This window comes from Clostridioides sp. ZZV14-6345, assembly GCF_020657775.1.
Taxonomy (GTDB): domain Bacteria; phylum Bacillota; class Clostridia; order Peptostreptococcales; family Peptostreptococcaceae; genus Clostridioides; species Clostridioides difficile_D.
Genome location: NZ_JAGWCX010000012.1, coordinates 34,662 through 53,953, shown reverse-complemented (window position 1 = coordinate 53,953; position 19,292 = coordinate 34,662). Strand labels below are relative to the sequence as shown.

Here is a 19,292-nt window from a genome sequence, read left to right as displayed (position 1 = left end):
GTATATATATATTTATATAATGTATATATACTATATACACGCTTTAAGGAGGTGCTTTGTTGAATATAGTTATTAGTAATTCGAGTGGAAAGCCAATATATGAACAGATTACTACACAAATTAAAAGTATGATTATAAGTGGAGAGTTATCAGAAGGATCAGCTCTTCCAAGTATGAGACTATTGGCAAAGGAACTTAGAATAAGTGTAATTACTACAAAACGAGCATATAGCGATTTAGAACGAGACGGATTTATTGAGACAGTTACTGGTAAAGGCAGTTTTGTATCTAGTAAAAACATGGATTTTGTCAAAGAAGAACAATTTCGTTTAATTGAAGAGTACCTACAAAAAGCAGTTGATACAGCAAAAAGTAGTGATATTACATATGACGAATTAAAAGATATTTTATTTTTATTATATAAAGGAGAATGATAAGTATGGACGCAATAACTATAAAAAATTTAAACAAAACTTATAAGGATTTTGGCCTACAAGATATATCTTTTTCAGTACCAAAAGGGAGTGTAATGGGATTTGTAGGTGAAAATGGTGCAGGAAAAACAACTACATTAAAAGCAATTTTAAATTTAATTTCTTATGATAGTGGAAATATAGAAATCTTTGGTCTTGATAATAAAAAAAATGAAAAAGAAATTAAGGAACAAATTGGTGTTGTATTTGAGGGAAGTAACTTTCATGAAAACTTAAATACTGACCATGTTTCAAAAATCATGAGTAAAATCTATAAAAATTGGAGTCACACATTATTCAAAGACTACTTAAAAAAGCTGAGAGTACCAGACAATAAACTAATTAAGGAGTTTTCAAAGGGTAATAAGATGAAACTTAGTATTGCTGTAGCCCTATCACATAAACCAAAACTATTAATACTAGATGAAGCAACTAGTTCACTTGACCCTATCGTTCGTGAAGAAATACTAGATATATTTTTAGATTTTATACAAGATGAAGAACACTCTATTATTTTATCTTCACATATTACAAGCGATTTAGATAAAATAGCAGACTATATTACATTTATACATAAAGGAAAAATTGTATTTAGTGAAAATAAGGATGAATTAATTGATACTATGGGAATTTTAAAATGTAAACCTAGTGACTTTGGTAACCTTACAAAAGAAGATTATTCATATTATCGTAAAAGCCAATTTGGATATGATGTACTTCTTAAAGATAAACATAGATTTATATCAAAACATCCAAACTGTATTGTTGATAATACGTCTATAGAAGAAATTATGTTATTTTATGTGAGAGGTGATAAATAATGAAAGGTCTAATTTTAAAAGATTTACTTAATTTGAAAGGAAATGTAAAGTTTATACTTTTATTCATCATTATGTTTGGCTTTATGTCTTCTTTGGGAGATGGAAATGTTAATAACTTTATAGGTGTTATTATAGTTTTATGTACCACAATGATTGTTTCAACATTTTCATATGATGATTTAAATAAATGGGATAGTTATGTACTTACAATGCCTATTAAACGTAATGATATTGTATTAAGTAAATATTTAACTATGTTAATATTTAGCTTTATAGGTGTCCTTGTTTCACTTATAGTTAGTATCATTATCGGTTATTTTAAAAATACACTTGTATTAAGTGAAACACTACTTATCAATGCATTAACCTTATCAGTTTCTGTATGTTTTGGTAGCCTTATTTTACCACTTATTTATAAATTTGGTACAGAAAGAGCTCGTTTGTTAATGATTTTATGCTTTTTAGTTCCAACACTAGCTTTATTGGTTTTTAAAAGTATTTTAGAAAATATTAGTTCACCTATTTCTATAGAAATTATATTTAATACACTAACATATTCTCTTCCATTTATTGCTACTTTTCTATTTGTGGTTTCATATTTTATATCATCAAAAATCTATAGTAAAAAAGAAGTATAAAATATGCTACATATGTTTCTCTATTTGAGTGATTTAAATGAAATACTATCGAATTTATTTTGGTAGTATTTTATTTTTTGTTGTTAATCTCTACTAGGTATTTATAATTTTATTACTATTCTTAGTTTGACATCAGCATAAATGCCTATTAGAATAATGTTAAACTATATTCTTTCAACTGATTTTGTTAAAAATACCAATATACAAAAGATTATACAAGGAGACAATTCAAATATGGAATTAGAAATTACAGAAAAAATAGAAAAACAAGATGAAGATACTATTTTTCAAGGATTATTAAAATATAATCTTGCTAGACTTGAAGATAAAAATCCAGTAGATTTAGGAATATATATTCGAGATAAAACAGGCCAAATTATTGCGGGTTTTATAGGTGTTACTCATGGTAATTGGCTTTCTATAAAATACTTATGGGTTAGTGAGAAGCTTAGATATAAAGGTACTGGAAGTCAACTTTTATATAATGCGGAAAAAATTGCTAAAGAACGAGGTTGTAAATATGCTTTTTTAGATACATTCAGTTTTCAAGCACCTAAATTTTATGAGAAATTTGGATACCATAAGGTATTTTCACTTGAAAATTATCCTATAACTGGAAAGAGATATTACTTTAAAAAAACACTATAGTAATAAAAATCATATTTAATATTTTTAACTTAAAACTTCTGTTCTTCTTCTACATCTTTTATATTCTTATATTATTGTTAATGCTAAAATAGTGTTTTATTATAAATACAAAACTATTTGAAAGTTTATAAATTATAAGTTTAAAAGCTAATATTAGCTCAAATAAAAAATTATATCTTTAGGAGGTAAATATGCTAGGAAAAAAATGTATGGAATATCTACAAACATTAGGAAAAATAAGTTCAACAACAAATGGTCTTACAAGACTCATCTTAACTGAAGAACATAAAAAATCTATTGATTTAATTAGTTCATGGATGAGAGATTTGAATCTTGATATTGAAATTGATGACATTGGAAATGTTATAGGTACATATAAATCAAGTTTTCCAAATGCTCCTACATTAGTAGTTGCATCTCATCAAGATAGTGTAAAATGTGGAGGTATATTTGATGGTATGCTAGGAATAATAGTTCCTCTAATTGGACTTGAGGAAGCAAAACACAATAATAAGTCTTACCCTTTCAATATTAAGCTGGTTGCTTTCGCTGAGGAGGAAGGAACTCGATTTGAAACTTCTTTAATGGGAAGCAAAGTTTTTGCTGGTACTTTTAAAGAAAAACTGCTTAAATCTGTTGATGAAAATGGGATTACACTTGAAGAAGCTGTAACAAAATTTGGATTTAATACTAAAAACTTAATAAATTTACATCCTAGAAAAGATATAGATGCATATTTAGAATTTCATATTGAACAAGGACCTGTCTTAGAAAATGAAGCTCTTCCTGCTGGAATTGTATCAAGTATTACAGGATTTAAAAGTTTTAAGATATCAGTAAATGGTAAATCTGGACATGCTGGTACACTGCCAATGAATATGAGATTTGATGCTGGATGTGGTGCTTGTGAATGTGTATTATCAATTGAAAATCTAGCTAAAACGACTAATGATTTGGTTGCTACTGTCGGAAAGATGAATTTCTATCCGTCTTCATCAAATGTAGTACCTGAAAGAGCTGAATTTACTCTTGATGTACGTTCTTGTTCTCAAGAAATTCTTGATAATTCAGTAGAAAAGATATTTAATGAAATATCTCATATATGTGAAAATAGAAAACTTAATTATACAAGTGAACTTGCTTTTGAAAATGTCCCTGTACCATGTTCCAATAAAATAACAAAAATCATAGAAAAAAGTTTTATAGATTTAAATCTTAATCCTTTTTATATTTATAGTGGTGCTGGCCATGATGCTCAGGAAATGGATAATATAACTGATATTGGTATGGTATTTATAAGATGTGCTGGAGGCGTGAGTCATAATCCTAATGAAAGTGTTTCTGTAGAGGATTTAGATACTGCTGTAAAAATATTTTTAAAAATACTAGATAATCTTGATTTAAAATAATTTTTATATAAGAAAGTATACTAAAATATATAATCTAAAGATTTACTTTATATTTATATTATATAATTATATAATATAATCTATTATAAAACGTAATTTTATACATAAATATATTTATATATAAGGGGATAATTTTTATGAATGAAAAATTAATCGGTATTTTAACTGGAATGGGTCCAAGGTCAACAGCACCCTTTATTGATTTAGTTATCGATGAATGTCAATCTCAATATGGAGCAAAATATGATGATGAATTTCCAAAGATGATGATATATTCATTACCTACTCCATTTTATCTTGACCGTCCAATAAACCATGAACTTATGAAAGAAACTATAATTGATGGATTACAAAAACTTGAAGCAACTGGTGTAAATTTTATTGCAATGCCATGCAATTCAGCACACATATATTTTAAAGAATTAAAAGAATCAATTAATATACCACTGTTAAATATTGTAGAAGAAACAGTTAAGAAATTACCTACTATCTCGCAAAAAGTAACTCTTTTTTCGACTAGTTCAACCTTTGAATCTACAATTTACCAAAATGGTATAATATATAATGGGCATGAATTTATATTTAAAGATGAATGGCAAACACAATTAAACACTCTTATTCAAAATATAAAAATAGATAAAGAAAATCCACATAATATCGATATTTGGAATAAACTTATCGAAGATGTTAAAAGCGAATCTATAGAAAATATAGTAATAGCTTGTACTGATTTAAATGTAGTTTTAGAAAAATCATATTCTTCAATAAATATTGTTGATTCATCAAAATGTTTAGCTGAATCAGTTATCAATAAATATCTAAAATTAGTTAAATAAATTTCATGTACTATATTATAAAAAATATATGTTATAAGTTTATATCAAATAGTATAAGCTTATAACATATATCATAGTTTCTTAATAATATAGAAATTAACCATGTATTTCAGTATATTAATAAAAAGGATACCAGAAATGGTATCCTTCGTAAATATTTATATGTTTATTTATAAAAATAGTCATATATTTATTGCTTTACTACACCTAAGCTAATATTATTCAAGGGCATTCATAGAGTTAGAAAATTCTTGTCCTGCTGTAACAAGATTAGATAACAATACATCAGCTACTGTATCATTTACTGAACTTATTATCCATTTATTATCTTTTTTAGAACATTCAAACTCCACAGTTTTTGTTACATAAGTCTCTTTAACACTTTTTTGTTTTTCTTTCATAATAGATACTAGCATTTCAGTTGTTTTCTCATCAGTTAGGTCTTGTCCTGAAAAACTCATACCAATCATCTTTGTAAATGCCTCAGCTACTATCTCTTGAAGTAATGGTGTTGAATCTATAAATTTACATTCTACTTTGATTGTTGCCTTATCACCTTTAACCTCACTGTCTTTTATTGTATATGTGATTTTAGATGCATTCTGTTTTAGATAATCTAAAACATATTGTGTATTTGGGTCTTCTGTCTCTAATTCTTTTAATATATCTTTATATTTTTCGTCATTATTTTCCATCACCTTATTCATGCCTTCAAAATCAAACTTCTTTGCACTGTTAAAAAAACTATCAATTGTATCTTCTGGCTTTGCACTTGAACATGCTGTTAAAGATATTACTAAGAAAAAAGTTGTTAAAGCTAATATAATTTTTTTCATATCTCAAATCCTCCCTCTTAATTTGTTGATACATAAGTTATTTTAACATATAATAAGAGTTTTTGAATGATATATTTAAAATATTTTATGAATTTTTATTAAAGAAAAACCTAAACTAAGAAATATCTATGAATATTTATACTAAATTATTGTTCATATTTACATCAGTCATTGTAGAAACCATAACAGCTTTTATAGTATGCATTCTATTTTCAGCTTCTTCAAATACCTTTGAATGTTTTGAATTAAATACTTCATCTGTAACCTCTAATTCTGATAATCCAAATTTTTCATAAATCTCCTGAGCAACTTTAGTTTCTAAATCGTGAAATGCTGGAAGACAGTGTAAAAATATAACATTTTCATTTTCAGTTTTCTTTATCATATCCATATTTACTTGATAATCCTTAAGTTGATTTATTCTTGTTTCATATTGCTCTTCTTCTCCCATAGAAACCCATACATCTGTATATATAACATCTGCACCTTTAACATCATCAATATTTTCAGTCAGCATTATATCTCCCTTAGACTTCTTAGCTATTTCTTTCATTTCTTTAACTAATTTTTCATTTGGCCAAAGCTCCTTAGGTGCAAGAGCTATAAAATGAATTCCCATTTTAGCACATCCTATCATCAATGAGTTTCCCATGTTGTTTCTAGCATCACCAACATATACAAATTTAACTTTATTCAAATCTTTATCTACATTTTCAATTACTGTTAAAAAGTCTGCAAGTATTTGTGTTGGATGATATTCATCTGTTAGCCCATTCCAAACAGGTACACCAGAATATTTTGCCAAACTTTCAACTGTTTCTTGTTTAAATCCTCTAAATTCTATCCCATCATAGAATCTTCCTAGAACTTTTGCTGTATCTGATACAGACTCTTTTTTGCCCATATGACAATCATTAGGACCTAGATAAGTTACGTGTGCCCCTTCATCATGAGCAGCTACTTCAAATGAACATCTAGTTCTTGTTGATGTTTTCTCAAATAATAAAGCTATATTTTTACCTTGTAACAAATCGCCCTTTATCCCCACCTTTTTCTTAGTTTTTAAATAACTAGATAAAGTTAATAAATATCTAATCTCCTCTTTTGTAAAATCCTTTAATGTCAAAAAACTCTTTCCTTTTAAACTTATATTATTCATATTAATTCGCCCCTTTTTATAAACTTTTTAAATTCAATTAAACTTGTTATCACTTTACTTTTTATTTACTTTGATTCTTATCTTTAATCGATTACTTTTTGAATATTTAATTAATTTCTAGTAATATATCTTTTAGGATTTCAAGAGCCTCATCTATTTCTTTATAGCTGATTGTTAATGGTGGTAAAAATCTCAATACATTTTTACCAGCAGTCAAAATAAGCAATCCTTTTTTTCTAGCTTTCTCTTCTATAATACTAGATTCGATATTAGTTTCAATTCCTATCATTAAACCAATACCTTTTGTCTTTAGTACAACTTTACTATTAAAATCTTCAATAGATTTTCTTATATAATTTCCTTTTTCTAATACTTCATTATAAAAACCGTCTTTAGATATCTCATCTAATACAACTGAAGCTGCCACCATAGCTAATAAATTACCACCAAAAGTTGTACCTTGGTCTCCTTTTCCTAGTACTTTTGAAAGTTTTTTATTTACTAATACTCCGCCTACTGGTATTCCTGCTCCCAGTCCTTTTGCTATGGTAACTATATCTGGTTTTACATCAAAATATTCATATCCAAAAAGTTTACCAGTTCTTCCTATACCGCATTGAACTTCATCAAAAATTACTACTATGTCTTTTTCTTTACATATTTTTACTAGTTCCAAAACATAATCCTTTTCAAGAACATTAACTCCACCTTCACCTTGAATTGCTTCAAGAATTATCGCACAAACTGTTGAATCAATATTATTTTTAAAATCTTCAATATTATTTCTTTCTATGTATTTAAAACCTTTGGGAAGTGGATAAAAATACTTATGATATTTATCCATACCAGTTGCCATCAAAGACATCATTGTTCTACCATGAAAAGAATCTTTCAAACTTATGATTGTTCCTCTATCTTCACCATATTTATCACTACTATACTTTCTTGCTATTTTGAATGCTGTTTCATTTGCTTCTGTTCCAGAATTACAAAAATATACTTTATCCATCCCACTTGCATTAATTATTTTCTCTCCTGCATACAATACTGGCTCATTAAAATATAGATTTGAAGTATGCAGTAACTTATCCACTTGCTCCTTTAGAGTATTTTTTAGAATATTATTGCTATATCCAAGAGAAGATACCCCATATCCACTCGTAAAATCTATATATTTATTGCCATCAGTATCAAAAAAACAACTTCCTTCACCATAATCTATAACAAAATTAGGCTGGTTATATGTATCTATAAAATATTCATCCCACTTTGAACTTGTACTATTATTATTCATTTTTATTATCCCCTCTTAAACTTATGATTTTATTGTATTTTGCTTATTATTAATTTTATTTTCTTATCAATGTACCTATTCCACTATCAGTAAATAACTCTGTTATTATGGAATGTGGAACTCTTCCATCCAAAATATGTACCCTATTTACTCCATTATTTAAAGCATCTACACACCCCTGTATTTTAGGTATCATACCTCCAGTAATTATCCCTTCCTCAAATAATTTGTCGACATCTTCTAATATAACTTCTGTTATTAATGATTTTTCTTCATCTGGTTCTCTTAATAAACCTGGCACATCTGTAAGAAGTATCAATTTATCTGCATTTAACTCTTTAGCTATAGCAGAAGCAGCTGTATCTCCATTTATATTATAAGTTTCTCCATCGTCTCCAACACCTATAGTCGCAATTACTGAAATATACCCTGACTTTAGGCAAGATTCTATAAGTTCAACATTTACTTTTTTTATTTCTCCAACAAATCCTAGTTCATAATTTTTATATGGGTCACATAAAAGCATGTTGTTATCTATTCCACAAAGCCCTACTGCTTTCCCACCTTTTGTATTTATTTTATTCACCAAGTCTTTATTCACTTTTCCAGCAAGTACCATTTTTACAATTTCCATAGTCTCCTCATCTGTATATCTAAGACCATTTACAAATTTACTTTCTATGTCTACTTTAGCAAGCATTTTATTAATCTCTGCGCCTCCACCATGTACTAAAACTATATTAATTCCAACATAACTCATTAGTACAAGGTCTTCCATAACAGACTCTTTTAAACCATCTTTTTTCATTGCACTTCCACCATATTTAACTACAATAGTCTTACCTTGATGCTTTTCTATATATGGTAAAGCCTCTATAAGTGTATTTGCTTTTTCTATATTAATCATTAAAGTATTTCCTCCTAATTTCTATAACTTCCATTTATTCTTACATAATCATAGCTTAAATCACATCCCCATGCATTTCCTCGAGCATTTCCCATATTTAAATCTACTAATATGCTTATTTCATCATCTTCAATAATTTTTTTTGCTTTTTCTTCATTAAAGTCTAGTCCATTTCCATTTTTACATACTTCAATATATCCCTTCATGCTCTCAAAAATAATATCCACTTTTTCCATCTCTATTTCTTCACCTGCATAACCTAAAGCACACAGTATTCTTCCCCAGTTTGCATCAGCTCCAAATACAGCTGTCTTTACTAACGAAGACGATATAACTGTTTTTGCCAATTTTACTGCATGTTCTTCACTTAATGCTCCATTTATATAACATTCAATTAGTTTTGTACATCCTTCTCCATCTTTAGCAACAAGTTTAGCAAGTTCTATGCAAACATATGTAAGTGCACTTAAGAATACTTGATAATGTTCATCTTTTTTGTTAATTCTTTCATTTTTTGCTTTTCCATTTGCTAGAATCATGACCATATCATTAGTACTTGTGTCTCCATCTACACTAACTCTATTAAAACTTTTATCTACAGCAATCTTTAAAGACTCTTTTAACAAAGTTCCATCAATATTTGCATCTGTAGTTATAAATCCTAAAGTTGTTGCCATGTTAGGATGTATCATACCCGAACCTTTTGCCATACCTCCGATAGTTATTTTTTTATCTCCATACATTATTGCTACTGCTATTTCTTTTTTTATAATATCAGTTGTCATAATCGCTTCTCTTGCCCCAATATGACCTTGTTTACTTAAATTATTTACCAACTCATCCATATTTTCTTCTATTAAACCTATATTTAGTGGCTTTCCTATAACACCTGTAGATGCAACTAAAACATCATTTTCTTTGATATTTAATTTCTCACTGGTGAATTTAGCCATTTTATAAGCATTTATAAGCCCTTCTTTTCCATTAAAGGTATTAGCATTAGCACTATTTACTATGATAGCTTGTGCTTTTCCATTTTTAATATGTTCTTGTGTTACATAAACAGGATTTCCTTTTACTTTATTTTGAGTAACTACTGCTGCTGCATCACACAAAACATCCGAATAAACCAAAGCTAAATCTCTTTTTTCTTTATTTTTTCTCAAGCCACAGTGAATTCCTGAGGCAAAAAATCCTTCTGAAACTGTAACTCCACCCTTTATAATTTCCATCTTTCTCCTCCTACTTATATGAGTTTAGTATTTTTTCATTCCTAAAATGACGGTGCAATATTTTTTAAACCTGTAGTTTCACCAATACCAAACATTATATTCATGTTTTGTATAGCTTGTCCTGCTGCTCCCTTAATCATATTATCTATAGCTGAACAGATTATTAATGTATCTTCATTCTCATGCAATGATATTACACATTTATTTGAGAACTTAACATTCTTTAAGGAAGCTACTTTGTCTAATGGAAGAACTTCTATAAATTCTTTATTTTCATAATAATCAGTTAATTTTTTATGTATACAATCTATAGAAATATTATCTTCTTTCATACAATATATAGTTGATAATATTCCTCTATTTACTGGAATTAGATTTGGTGTAAAAACTACCTTTACTTTTTCTTTATAGGCTTCACTTAAATTTTGTTCTATTTCTGGAGTATGTCTATGTTTTCCTATCTTATATGCAGTTATATTTTCATTAACTTCAGTAAAGTGACTACTAATTGATAATTCTCTACCAGCTCCTGTAAGCCCTGATTTAGAGTCAATTATTATATTATTTTTTATTAATTTAGAACTTAATAATGGTATCAATGGTAAAGAAATACTAGTAGGATAACACCCAGGATTTGCAATTATATCTGCATCTTTTATATCATCTTTGTATATTTCACTTAATCCATATACAGCTTTTTTGTGTAAGATTTCATCTATAAAAGATACTCCATACCATTTATTATATGTTTCTTCATCTTTTATTCTAAAATCAGCACCTAAATCTATAACTTTCTTTTTTGATTCAATTGCTTTTATTGCAAGCTTTTCGCTAACTCCATGTGGAAGAGCAGTAAACACAACATCACACATATCAATAACTTTTTCATTTTCTATACATATCATGCTATTTTTATAGCCTATACTCGGGTATATATCAACTATATCTTTTCCCACATATGAATTCGACCCTATTGCTGTCACTTCGACTTTATCATGATTTATTAATAATCTCAGCAATTCTACTCCCACATATCCAGTTGCTCCAATAATCCCAGCTTTTATTTTACTCATTTTATTCCCTCCATTTTTATATTCAAATAATATCAAAATTATATTTTTTCACTCTTTTTTTCATATAATAATCATTTGATAATACATAGATTAAAATCTTCTAACTAAAACAAAAAGCCCCTTAGCATTATAAATGCTAAGAGGCGAATTTCCGCGGTACCACTCTTATTGGCAAAATTATAATAATCCTTGCAAATCAAATTAAAAAGTATCTACAAATGCATATTTAAAATTAAAAAAGCCTCTTGGTCAAAGACCAAGAGACGAATATACACCCGCGTTACCACTCTAATTGATAAGATAATCTTACCCACTCTAATCTCTTAAGGCGAGATTCACCAATTACCATACTATTAATTCTGGTAATCTCCTCCAAAGCTCTATTCACAATAAAGTTCATTGCTAGGCTTCCACCATCCCCAGCTCTCTATCAATTACTTTTATGCTACTCTCTTTTTCACAGGATTTTGATTTCTTTTCTTGTTGTATTATATAATAGTTTATTTTTTTTACTTTGTCAATATAATTTATAAATTTTTGGAAATATTTTCTATATAGTTAATTTCCACCATTTTGTATTCAAATTGCGATATAATTTAAATCCACATCTCAATAAAACATTTTGTGAAGCAATATTTTCAATATCAGTTTCAGCTATTACAGAAGAAACATTTGGTTGACTTAATCCCCAATCACATGTTTTTTCAACAGCTTCTGTCATATATCCTTGCCTTTTATAATTATAACCTAAACCATAAGCAATCTCAATTTCACCATAAAAATTTAGTACATTTTTAAAATCAACTAAACCTATATAAGATAGTATAAATCTCCTATATAATTTTTTGCAAGCTCATCATCTTAAAAATCTCTTAAAAAAATTAATCTCTCCTGTATACAAAGTTACTTTCATATAATAATTTCCTCCTATTATACTTTTTCATTTGTATCTTTAATAGTAAAATAAAAATCAAATTCACAACCAAGTATTAAGGAACATATAAACCAAAAAATTTTATTTTTTATTTTCTATATATAATCATATTCACTTTTAATCGTATGATACGCCTAAAAAAGATATTTGTAAAGTATATAGTAAAACCTACAAATATCTTTTTTAGTTAAACTACATAATAAATTGAACTAAATATCCTGCACTAATAGCTATTACAAATGTAGCTACTATAAATGTTATTATAAGTTGTTTTTTGAATAACTTATTTAATAAAATTATTTCTGGTATGCTAGCACCTGTTCCTCCTATAATTAAAGCTATTATAGGACCTAACCCTATACCTGTACTTGAAAGTGCTACTCCTATTGGTAAAATTGTTGTTGAGTTTAAATATAGAGGAATACCTAATATAGCAGCTATTGGAACAGCCCATAAATTATCGTCTCCTACATATTTAGCTATGACATCCTGTGGCACAACATTATACATTAAAGAACCAATCAGTACTCCTATTATTAAATAAGGTAATACTGATATATACAGCTTCAAAGCATCTTTTGCTGAATCAATTAGATACTTTTTTATTAGTTCTTTTCTTGAAAGATTTAAACTTACATCATATAAATTTATTTCTTGACTCTTTTTTACATCTACATTTTTTACATACTTTTCAAAACCTAGTTTTTCAAGCAAAATTCCTATTATCAATGTTAACATTAATACTATAGCCGAATATACGACTGTTATTTTTACTCCAAACAGAGCTAACATAAGAACTACTACAGCTGGGTCTAAAAATGGTGATGTAAATAAAAATGTCATAGTTGGACCAAATGGAGCTTTTACTTTTGTCAGTCCAACTAATACTGGTACTGTAGAACATGAGCAAAAGGGTGTAAATGTCCCTAATATCAATGCATTTACATAACCTAAAAATTTATTTTTTGTACTCAACATACTTCTTATCTTTTCTTCTGAAATAGTTTGTTGTATAATCCCAATTAAAAAACTTATTCCTAAAAATAAAATAGTTAATTCTGTAAACAAATATATAAACTTATTAAAAATCTCTATCATAGATTCACCTTCCTATTCTAAAAAATAATAAAATTACTACAACACATCAATTTTTTTTGATATGTTGATTAGAATTGTATCAAAAAAAATTGATGTGTTCAAGTATATTTTTTTAAAAATTTTAAGAATTAGTTCTTTTGATAAAAAGTTTTCTAATTCACTCATGTTAATACTATAATAATTTCATTTACCTTGCCTCTCTTTTAGTACTAAATTAGCATCTAATAACATAATGATATGATAATTTTGATTGAGGCACATTAAAGTATTCAACTAAGTCACACACATATAGTTTCTTTTTTATTCAATTCTGATAATATACTTAATCTTATACTGTCTGATAATGCACTAAATACCAAATTCACAGCTCTTTATATTATTATAATTTCTCTTTTATTTCACCTCTTTTTATAGTATAGATTTTATTTAATAACTAATACATTTTAAACATATTATAATTCATCTTAATTATAATATTTTATTATCTCTAACTATATAATAATTAATAATAAATTTCATTACAATAGTTATGACATAGTAGAAAATTTCTTTAAAATAATTTAGAAATTAAAATATATTTTATAAGCACCAAATAATTGTTGGTAAAAATGGTGATAGAATTTAACTATCACCACTTAAGAATCTCTTATCAAATAATTTTATAATTTATCTTTTGTAAATTTAATAAAATTTCAAAATATATTAAATTATAAAATAATATGTTTTTAAAATACGATATTTATATCTATTTTTAGTTAAATTTTTTTAACTTTACTATCTAAAAATTTTTCAATCTTTTTTTCAGAAAGTATCTCGTTAGTTACAAATTCACCATTAAAAAAAAGACTATATGTAGTAAATGGTGCAGGAGCATTTTGTGCTTCTTTTGCTGTTTCAAATTTTATAAGATTTACATCAATACCTCTAGAATTTGCAATTTTATTCAAAATAGGAGCATATTTTTCTGTATGTGGACACTGATTACTATAATATAAAACTATACCATTCTCGTTTAACTTTCTTTTTTTCACACAATCCTTAAAGCACGGAATAGGAACATTATCAGTAAATGGAAAATACAATAACTCATAATTTGGTTCTGATGTATCTGCTAAACAAAATCCCTTATATTTTAGATACTTGGCATCAGATAAAAAGGGAATTTTTTTACTAGATGAAAGCACAACTAATCCATATTTTCCTTTTGATTTTGCATCATCAATACATTCCTGTAACAATAGATTAGAATATCCTTGCCCCTTAAATTTTCCAGATAACCAAAAACAGTTAATAAACATATAATTGTCTGCAATTACAGGACACCATGCATTTTCTGCTGGAATATATTCTATAAAAGCTTTCCCCCTTACATCTAATCGTTTAAATACAAGACCTTTATCAAAATTGCTTTTCATCCAAAGTTTTTTAGAAGAAACACAATTTTCTCCTTTTTTTTCAGAAATTGCACAACATATATGTTCATTGTCAATATTATTTATATTTATATCAATAATCTGCATACTTATCTCCTTTTCTAATTACATAATAGTTTTAAATATATTGTATATATTTTTATTTTAACATTTTGAATATAACACTATTGTATCATATATATTTTTATTCTACATAATATTGTTTTAAGCTTATTTGATTTATTAAATTGTATATGATTAAATACTTTTTATAGTCTAACTATACTATATAAATTATATATTATTATAATATTCTAAATTTATAAAATAAATTATATTGAATTAAATATATTTAAGGTATATAATTATAATTAAAAATTTTAATAATAGAGGTGTTGTTTATGATGTTAAAAGAATATTTAATAAGAGAATTAAATGAAGATGATATTAAAAATGCATTAGACCTAATCTGGAACGTATTTGAAGAATTTGAATCTCCAGATTATTGTGATGAAGGAATTAAGTCATTTCATGAATTTATAGAATATAACTCTATTATTGAAAAAGTCAAAGAAAAATCACTCTTCTTTTGGGGTTGTTTCGATTGTGAAAAATTGATTGGAGTCTTAGCTATTAGAGACTTAAATCATATATGTATGCTATTTGTAGATAAAAATTATCATAAACGTGGAGTTGCAAAAAAATTAATGGCTACCGGTATAGAATATTGTACTTTTAATAAAACTAATTTAACTGGAATAACTGTAAATTCATCACCTTATGCTGTTGAAGTTTATCACAAATTAGGATTTAAAGATACTGCAGTTGAACAAATTTCTGATGGTATACGTTTTACCCCTATGAAATTGTTAATATAATAAACCAAATAAAAAGCAAAGTCTCTTAAATCTTTTATAGTGGCTTTGCTTTTAAATTACGCTTTAAAAATAGAACTATCTTTTTTATTTTTTTAATAACATACTTTAAAAACTTTACTAATATGGAGCTCTGATTTATTTTTTGTTATCTTTTTTGACCAATATATAAATCAACTCCATTATTAAGCTTAACCCATACTGTTTCTCTTTATATCTCCTATTTGTAAGCACGATTGTTCATTAGAAAATAAGCATTCTTGCAATACACTGCTGTCCTACAGTTTTTCATTTGATACAAATGATGAAATTTTTATCATGGAATTTTAATTTGTATGCCTTATGAAGACGTGTTCAATAAGTACGTTAAACTAGTTGATTTACCTACTTAATCATATTTTTTATGGATACCTAATAATACAGTATCAATAGAATCAGTTAAACCTTTTATAGCTTCTTCTTTATTCAAAAGTGATTTCCCAAGTTGCAAAGTCGAGTAACCATGAAGTACACTCATTATTAGATTTAATACTTCACCTGTATTCTTTATTTTTAGATTACAAGAAAGAATAAGTTTTTCTAATAAGGATTTATATTCATTAAAGATTTCTAATGTTTCATTATTTCCATGCCAAGTAGCCCACTGAATTGTTTCATAAACACCAGGATTAGAAATTATAAAATTAAAATATGTAATACTTATATATTTTATAGCTGTATCTCCCAAACTGCCAATAACCGCCTTTGTCATCTGATTATTCATCTCTCTCATACCTTTATGAGCTACTTCAAGTAACAAGTCATCCAGACTTTCTATATGATTGTATAAAGATGGTGTACGTATACCTAGATTTTCTGCAATAACTTTTAAAGAAACCTTGTTAAGCCCATCTTTATTAGCTATATCTGATGCAACTTGTATAACCATTTCTCTACTAACACGCATGATTCTCCCTCTTTCATTTAAAATTAATTACTTTATTAGTTTAACTAATCTAATTAGTTTAGTCAATAATTGAAACTTACAAAATGCTTTATCGTATCATAAAATCTTGACAATTTAATTCTAATTCAATATAATACTAATTAAATTAGTTTTATAGCTAAGTTAATTAGTATTATATTGAATTAGATACTACACAACATCATTTTATAGTTTGATTAACATAACAATAACTAATATATCAAACTGAGAGGAGATTTTTATGAAAAAAAAACATTTTCAAATTAATGGAATTCCTTCAATCCTTTTGGGAAATCCTTCAAGTAAATTATATATTTATATACATGGTCAATGTGGTTATAAAGAGGAGGCTGAAGCTTTTGCTAATATTGCTGTTCGTCATGGATGGCAAGTTTTAAGTATTGATTTGCCTGAACATGGAGAACGTAAAGAAGAAAAGAATTCATTTGACCCATGGCATGTTGTTCCAGAGCTAGTATCCATTATGGAATATGCAAAATGCCACTGGAATCAAATTTCGTTATATGCAAATAGCATTGGAGCATGGTTTAGTATGCTAAGCTTTGAAAAAGAGAACTTAAAGGAGTGTATTTTTGTATCTCCAATTCTTGATATGCAACAGCTTATTTCAAATATGATGCTTTGGGCAAATGTATCAGAAGAACAACTTAAACATGAACTAATTATCCCAACTTCATTTGGGCATACTCTTTCATGGGAATATCTACAATATGTAAAACAACATCCTATTACTCAATGGAATGTACCAACAAACATATTATATGGTAAGTACGATGAACTTACTGAAATCAGTGTTGTAGAGAGATTTGTAGAAAAGTTTAATTGTAACCTTGCTATTATGGAAAATGGTAAACATTGGTTTAACACACCAGAAGAATTAAATACATTATACAAATGGTTAAATACTTTAGTTAAATAAAAAATAATACTACAATCTTCTATTGATTAACACTAGTTTGCATAATCTTTTTAATATAAACTCACTACATTATATATTCTTCTTTTTAATATATATTATAATGGCTTTATATGTTATACCAACAATTTATTATTTAAAAACAATAAATTATATATTATAATCAATAATATAGTTTATATTAAAGAGATGATATTTTATGAGTACAAAATTTTTTAGTAATATATTATCAGTATTTCTATATTTTCTGTTATCACTTTTAGGTGTTGCTGGTATAATATTCTTATGTATGATACCTATGTTTTTATATGATTTTAGTTCTGACAAAGTAATTACTTTAATTGCAAGAATACTATATTTTTCTGACTACTTTATAGTCATTTTATTCTTGATATTTATAATTAATAGTACTAAATACTCCCCATTCATACTTGAAAATGTAAAAAGATTCAAAACAATGGGATGTTGTTTATTAGTAAATACTACAATTGAATGTATAATTGGTTATGGCTCAAATACTGGTCCTATAATGATATTTTGGGACAATAGTGGAGGTATTTCACCACTTATGGTTATTTCTTTTGTATTTGCACTAATGTGCTTTGTAATTTCTGAAATATTTGATAAAGCTATAAAAATAAAAGAAGATAATGACTTGACGATATAGAGGTGATGTTATGGCAATTGTAGTTAACCTAGATGTAATGATGGCAAAAAAATAGATATCACTTAAAGATTTGGCAGAAAAAATAGATATCACAAATGCAAACCTATCAATTTTAAAAACTGGAAAAGCAAAGGCTATTCGATTTACTACTCTAAACGAAATTTGTAAAGCTTTAGACTGCCAACCAGGCGACATACTTGAATATGTAGAAGATGAAGATGATTAAAAAAGAGTGTTTAAAAGCACTCTTTTTTATTACAATATATGTTTCTTATTATTTTACTATAACATCACCATTAAAATTAACATTGATTAAAGTAATAAACAAACTATCTTCTAAAAAAGAAACTGTTCCTTTATATATTTGCTCTCCACTACCTATAAGAACTTTAGCATAGCAATTCATACTTTTCGATTGATAATTTTACCACATACCCCAATCTTTGTACATTCTTTTCTACCCAATGTTTATTTGCACTGTTAGCAAAATATCTAACTTTTCATCTGCTTATACCTCTGTTTATATTATTACATTAGTTTATCCATACATGTTATAGATTATATTATTACTGATTCTATCTAATATTTGTAATCTACCTACATCTTTAGTATTAGATTTTCTAGTTAAAAAAAGATAGTAGTGATTATTTTTAGTTTCTATCTTTCAATTATCAATTTCTGTATGTAGATATACTAAACGTTCTAACTTGAGATTTAAATAGCTTTTCAATTTCATCAACTATTCTTTTTACATTATTTTCATACTCTAAATCATAATACACATTTATCTCACCTATACTATTTACGCTTATTGTATAATGTTCTTTTTCGATTACACATATGCTTCCAAAGTCTGATAAGTCATTGTCTATCAATTTTAACTGACTTTTTATTCTTGAAAAATCTAATCTTGAAAATATATCATTTGGATAGAAACTTTTATTATGTATAAGCATTTCATCCACCTCTTATCATTCTATTTATAATATTTTATACCCTGATTAATAATATATTAAACATATTTTTCCATGTATTCCAAATTTCCTTATATAAAAATAAAAAAACTGACTGACAGTTAA

At 26.7% G+C, this 19,292-nt stretch carries 23 protein-coding genes and 1 other annotated feature; of the genes, 10 read left to right on the top strand and 13 right to left on the bottom strand.

What is annotated here, in order from left to right:
- Positions 1-59 precede the first annotated feature (59 nt).
- The 6 genes from KGF39_RS04880 to KGF39_RS04855 all read left to right on the top strand — a co-directional run bounded on the left by KGF39_RS04880 (position 60) and on the right by KGF39_RS04855 (position 4,825).
- Entirely contained in the window at positions 60-434 is a 375-nt protein-coding gene (locus KGF39_RS04880; RefSeq protein WP_227821413.1) for a GntR family transcriptional regulator, read from the top strand.
- Positions 431-1,294: an ABC transporter ATP-binding protein gene (locus KGF39_RS04875; protein WP_413927068.1), complete on the top strand. Its 864-nt coding sequence runs from the start codon at positions 431-433 to the stop codon at positions 1,292-1,294. Before KGF39_RS04880 ends, KGF39_RS04875 begins: the two co-directional genes overlap by 4 nt.
- Positions 1,294-1,932: an ABC-2 transporter permease gene (locus KGF39_RS04870; RefSeq protein WP_227821411.1), complete on the top strand. Its 639-nt coding sequence runs from the start codon at positions 1,294-1,296 to the stop codon at positions 1,930-1,932. Before KGF39_RS04875 ends, KGF39_RS04870 begins: the two co-directional genes overlap by 1 nt.
- Positions 1,933-2,166: 234 nt before the next feature.
- Positions 2,167-2,580: a GNAT family N-acetyltransferase gene (locus KGF39_RS04865; protein WP_054273986.1), complete on the top strand. Its 414-nt coding sequence runs from the start codon at positions 2,167-2,169 to the stop codon at positions 2,578-2,580.
- 191 nt (positions 2,581-2,771) lie between these two features.
- A complete protein-coding gene (locus KGF39_RS04860) occupies positions 2,772-3,989 on the top strand; it encodes a M20 family metallo-hydrolase (RefSeq protein ID WP_107594863.1) in 1,218 nt (405 codons plus the stop codon).
- A 137-nt stretch (positions 3,990-4,126) separates the two neighbouring features.
- Complete coding sequence (locus KGF39_RS04855; RefSeq protein WP_227821410.1) at positions 4,127-4,825, top strand: amino acid racemase; 699 nt, start codon at positions 4,127-4,129, stop codon at positions 4,823-4,825.
- Positions 4,826-5,043: 218 nt separating this feature from the next.
- On the opposite strand, the gene KGF39_RS04850 is transcribed toward KGF39_RS04855, so the two are convergent.
- From KGF39_RS04850 to KGF39_RS04805, 10 genes are all read right to left on the bottom strand, one after another.
- The gene (locus tag KGF39_RS04850) at positions 5,044-5,661 is read right to left on the bottom strand and encodes a DUF4878 domain-containing protein (RefSeq protein WP_227821409.1); all 618 of its coding nucleotides are present in this window, start codon (positions 5,659-5,661) and stop codon (positions 5,044-5,046) included.
- Positions 5,662-5,797: 136 nt separating this feature from the next.
- Positions 5,798-6,820: an ornithine carbamoyltransferase gene (gene argF / locus KGF39_RS04845; RefSeq protein WP_054273990.1), complete on the bottom strand. Its 1,023-nt coding sequence runs from the start codon at positions 6,818-6,820 to the stop codon at positions 5,798-5,800.
- A 106-nt stretch (positions 6,821-6,926) separates the two neighbouring features.
- Positions 6,927-8,114: an aspartate aminotransferase family protein gene (locus KGF39_RS04840; RefSeq protein ID WP_054273991.1), complete on the bottom strand. Its 1,188-nt coding sequence runs from the start codon at positions 8,112-8,114 to the stop codon at positions 6,927-6,929.
- Positions 8,115-8,169: 55 nt separating this feature from the next.
- Positions 8,170-9,021: an acetylglutamate kinase gene (gene argB / locus KGF39_RS04835; RefSeq protein ID WP_054273992.1), complete on the bottom strand. Its 852-nt coding sequence runs from the start codon at positions 9,019-9,021 to the stop codon at positions 8,170-8,172.
- 14 nt (positions 9,022-9,035) lie between these two features.
- Positions 9,036-10,253: a bifunctional glutamate N-acetyltransferase/amino-acid acetyltransferase ArgJ gene (argJ, locus tag KGF39_RS04830; protein WP_227821408.1), complete on the bottom strand. Its 1,218-nt coding sequence runs from the start codon at positions 10,251-10,253 to the stop codon at positions 9,036-9,038.
- Between the two features lie 41 nt (positions 10,254-10,294).
- Complete coding sequence (gene argC, locus KGF39_RS04825) at positions 10,295-11,326, bottom strand: N-acetyl-gamma-glutamyl-phosphate reductase (RefSeq protein ID WP_227821407.1); 1,032 nt, start codon at positions 11,324-11,326, stop codon at positions 10,295-10,297.
- 256 nt (positions 11,327-11,582) lie between these two features.
- Positions 11,583-11,796: a binding site (T-box leader), on the bottom strand.
- Between the two features lie 80 nt (positions 11,797-11,876).
- Positions 11,877-12,140, bottom strand: coding sequence for a GNAT family N-acetyltransferase (locus tag KGF39_RS04820; protein WP_227821433.1), 264 nt, complete (start codon positions 12,138-12,140; stop codon positions 11,877-11,879).
- A 312-nt stretch (positions 12,141-12,452) separates the two neighbouring features.
- A complete protein-coding gene (locus KGF39_RS04815) occupies positions 12,453-13,358 on the bottom strand; it encodes a permease (protein ID WP_227821406.1) in 906 nt (301 codons plus the stop codon).
- A 214-nt stretch (positions 13,359-13,572) separates the two neighbouring features.
- The gene (locus KGF39_RS20180) at positions 13,573-13,662 is read right to left on the bottom strand and encodes an ArsR family transcriptional regulator (RefSeq protein WP_413927069.1); all 90 of its coding nucleotides are present in this window, start codon (positions 13,660-13,662) and stop codon (positions 13,573-13,575) included.
- A 451-nt stretch (positions 13,663-14,113) separates the two neighbouring features.
- Entirely contained in the window at positions 14,114-14,878 is a 765-nt protein-coding gene (locus KGF39_RS04805) for a YoaP domain-containing protein (protein ID WP_227821405.1), read from the bottom strand.
- A 293-nt stretch (positions 14,879-15,171) separates the two neighbouring features.
- Here KGF39_RS04805 and KGF39_RS04800 point away from each other — a divergent pair, with 293 nt between their 5' ends.
- The gene (locus tag KGF39_RS04800) at positions 15,172-15,648 is read left to right on the top strand and encodes a GNAT family N-acetyltransferase (RefSeq protein WP_413927067.1); all 477 of its coding nucleotides are present in this window, start codon (positions 15,172-15,174) and stop codon (positions 15,646-15,648) included.
- Between the two features lie 385 nt (positions 15,649-16,033).
- Here KGF39_RS04800 and KGF39_RS04795 read toward each other — a convergent pair whose 3' ends face one another.
- Positions 16,034-16,591, bottom strand: coding sequence for a TetR/AcrR family transcriptional regulator (locus KGF39_RS04795; RefSeq protein ID WP_227821404.1), 558 nt, complete (start codon positions 16,589-16,591; stop codon positions 16,034-16,036).
- Positions 16,592-16,850: 259 nt separating this feature from the next.
- Here KGF39_RS04795 and KGF39_RS04790 point away from each other — a divergent pair, with 259 nt between their 5' ends.
- The 3 genes from KGF39_RS04790 (at position 16,851) to KGF39_RS04780 (ending at position 18,439) form a co-directional block, all read left to right on the top strand.
- Positions 16,851-17,549 carry an alpha/beta hydrolase gene (locus KGF39_RS04790; RefSeq protein ID WP_227821403.1) on the top strand — a complete coding sequence of 233 codons (699 nt, stop codon included), beginning with the start codon at positions 16,851-16,853 and terminating at the stop codon, positions 17,547-17,549.
- Between the two features lie 196 nt (positions 17,550-17,745).
- Positions 17,746-18,213 carry a DUF2975 domain-containing protein gene (locus KGF39_RS04785; RefSeq protein ID WP_227821402.1) on the top strand — a complete coding sequence of 156 codons (468 nt, stop codon included), beginning with the start codon at positions 17,746-17,748 and terminating at the stop codon, positions 18,211-18,213.
- A gap of 55 nt (positions 18,214-18,268) precedes the next feature.
- Entirely contained in the window at positions 18,269-18,439 is a 171-nt protein-coding gene (locus tag KGF39_RS04780; RefSeq protein ID WP_227821431.1) for a helix-turn-helix domain-containing protein, read from the top strand.
- A gap of 48 nt (positions 18,440-18,487) precedes the next feature.
- Here KGF39_RS04780 and KGF39_RS19835 read toward each other — a convergent pair whose 3' ends face one another.
- The gene (locus KGF39_RS19835) at positions 18,488-18,619 is read right to left on the bottom strand and encodes a hypothetical protein (protein ID WP_255643243.1); all 132 of its coding nucleotides are present in this window, start codon (positions 18,617-18,619) and stop codon (positions 18,488-18,490) included.
- A gap of 265 nt (positions 18,620-18,884) precedes the next feature.
- Entirely contained in the window at positions 18,885-19,169 is a 285-nt protein-coding gene (locus KGF39_RS04775) for a hypothetical protein (protein ID WP_227821401.1), read from the bottom strand.
- Between the last annotated feature and the right edge of the window lie 123 nt (positions 19,170-19,292).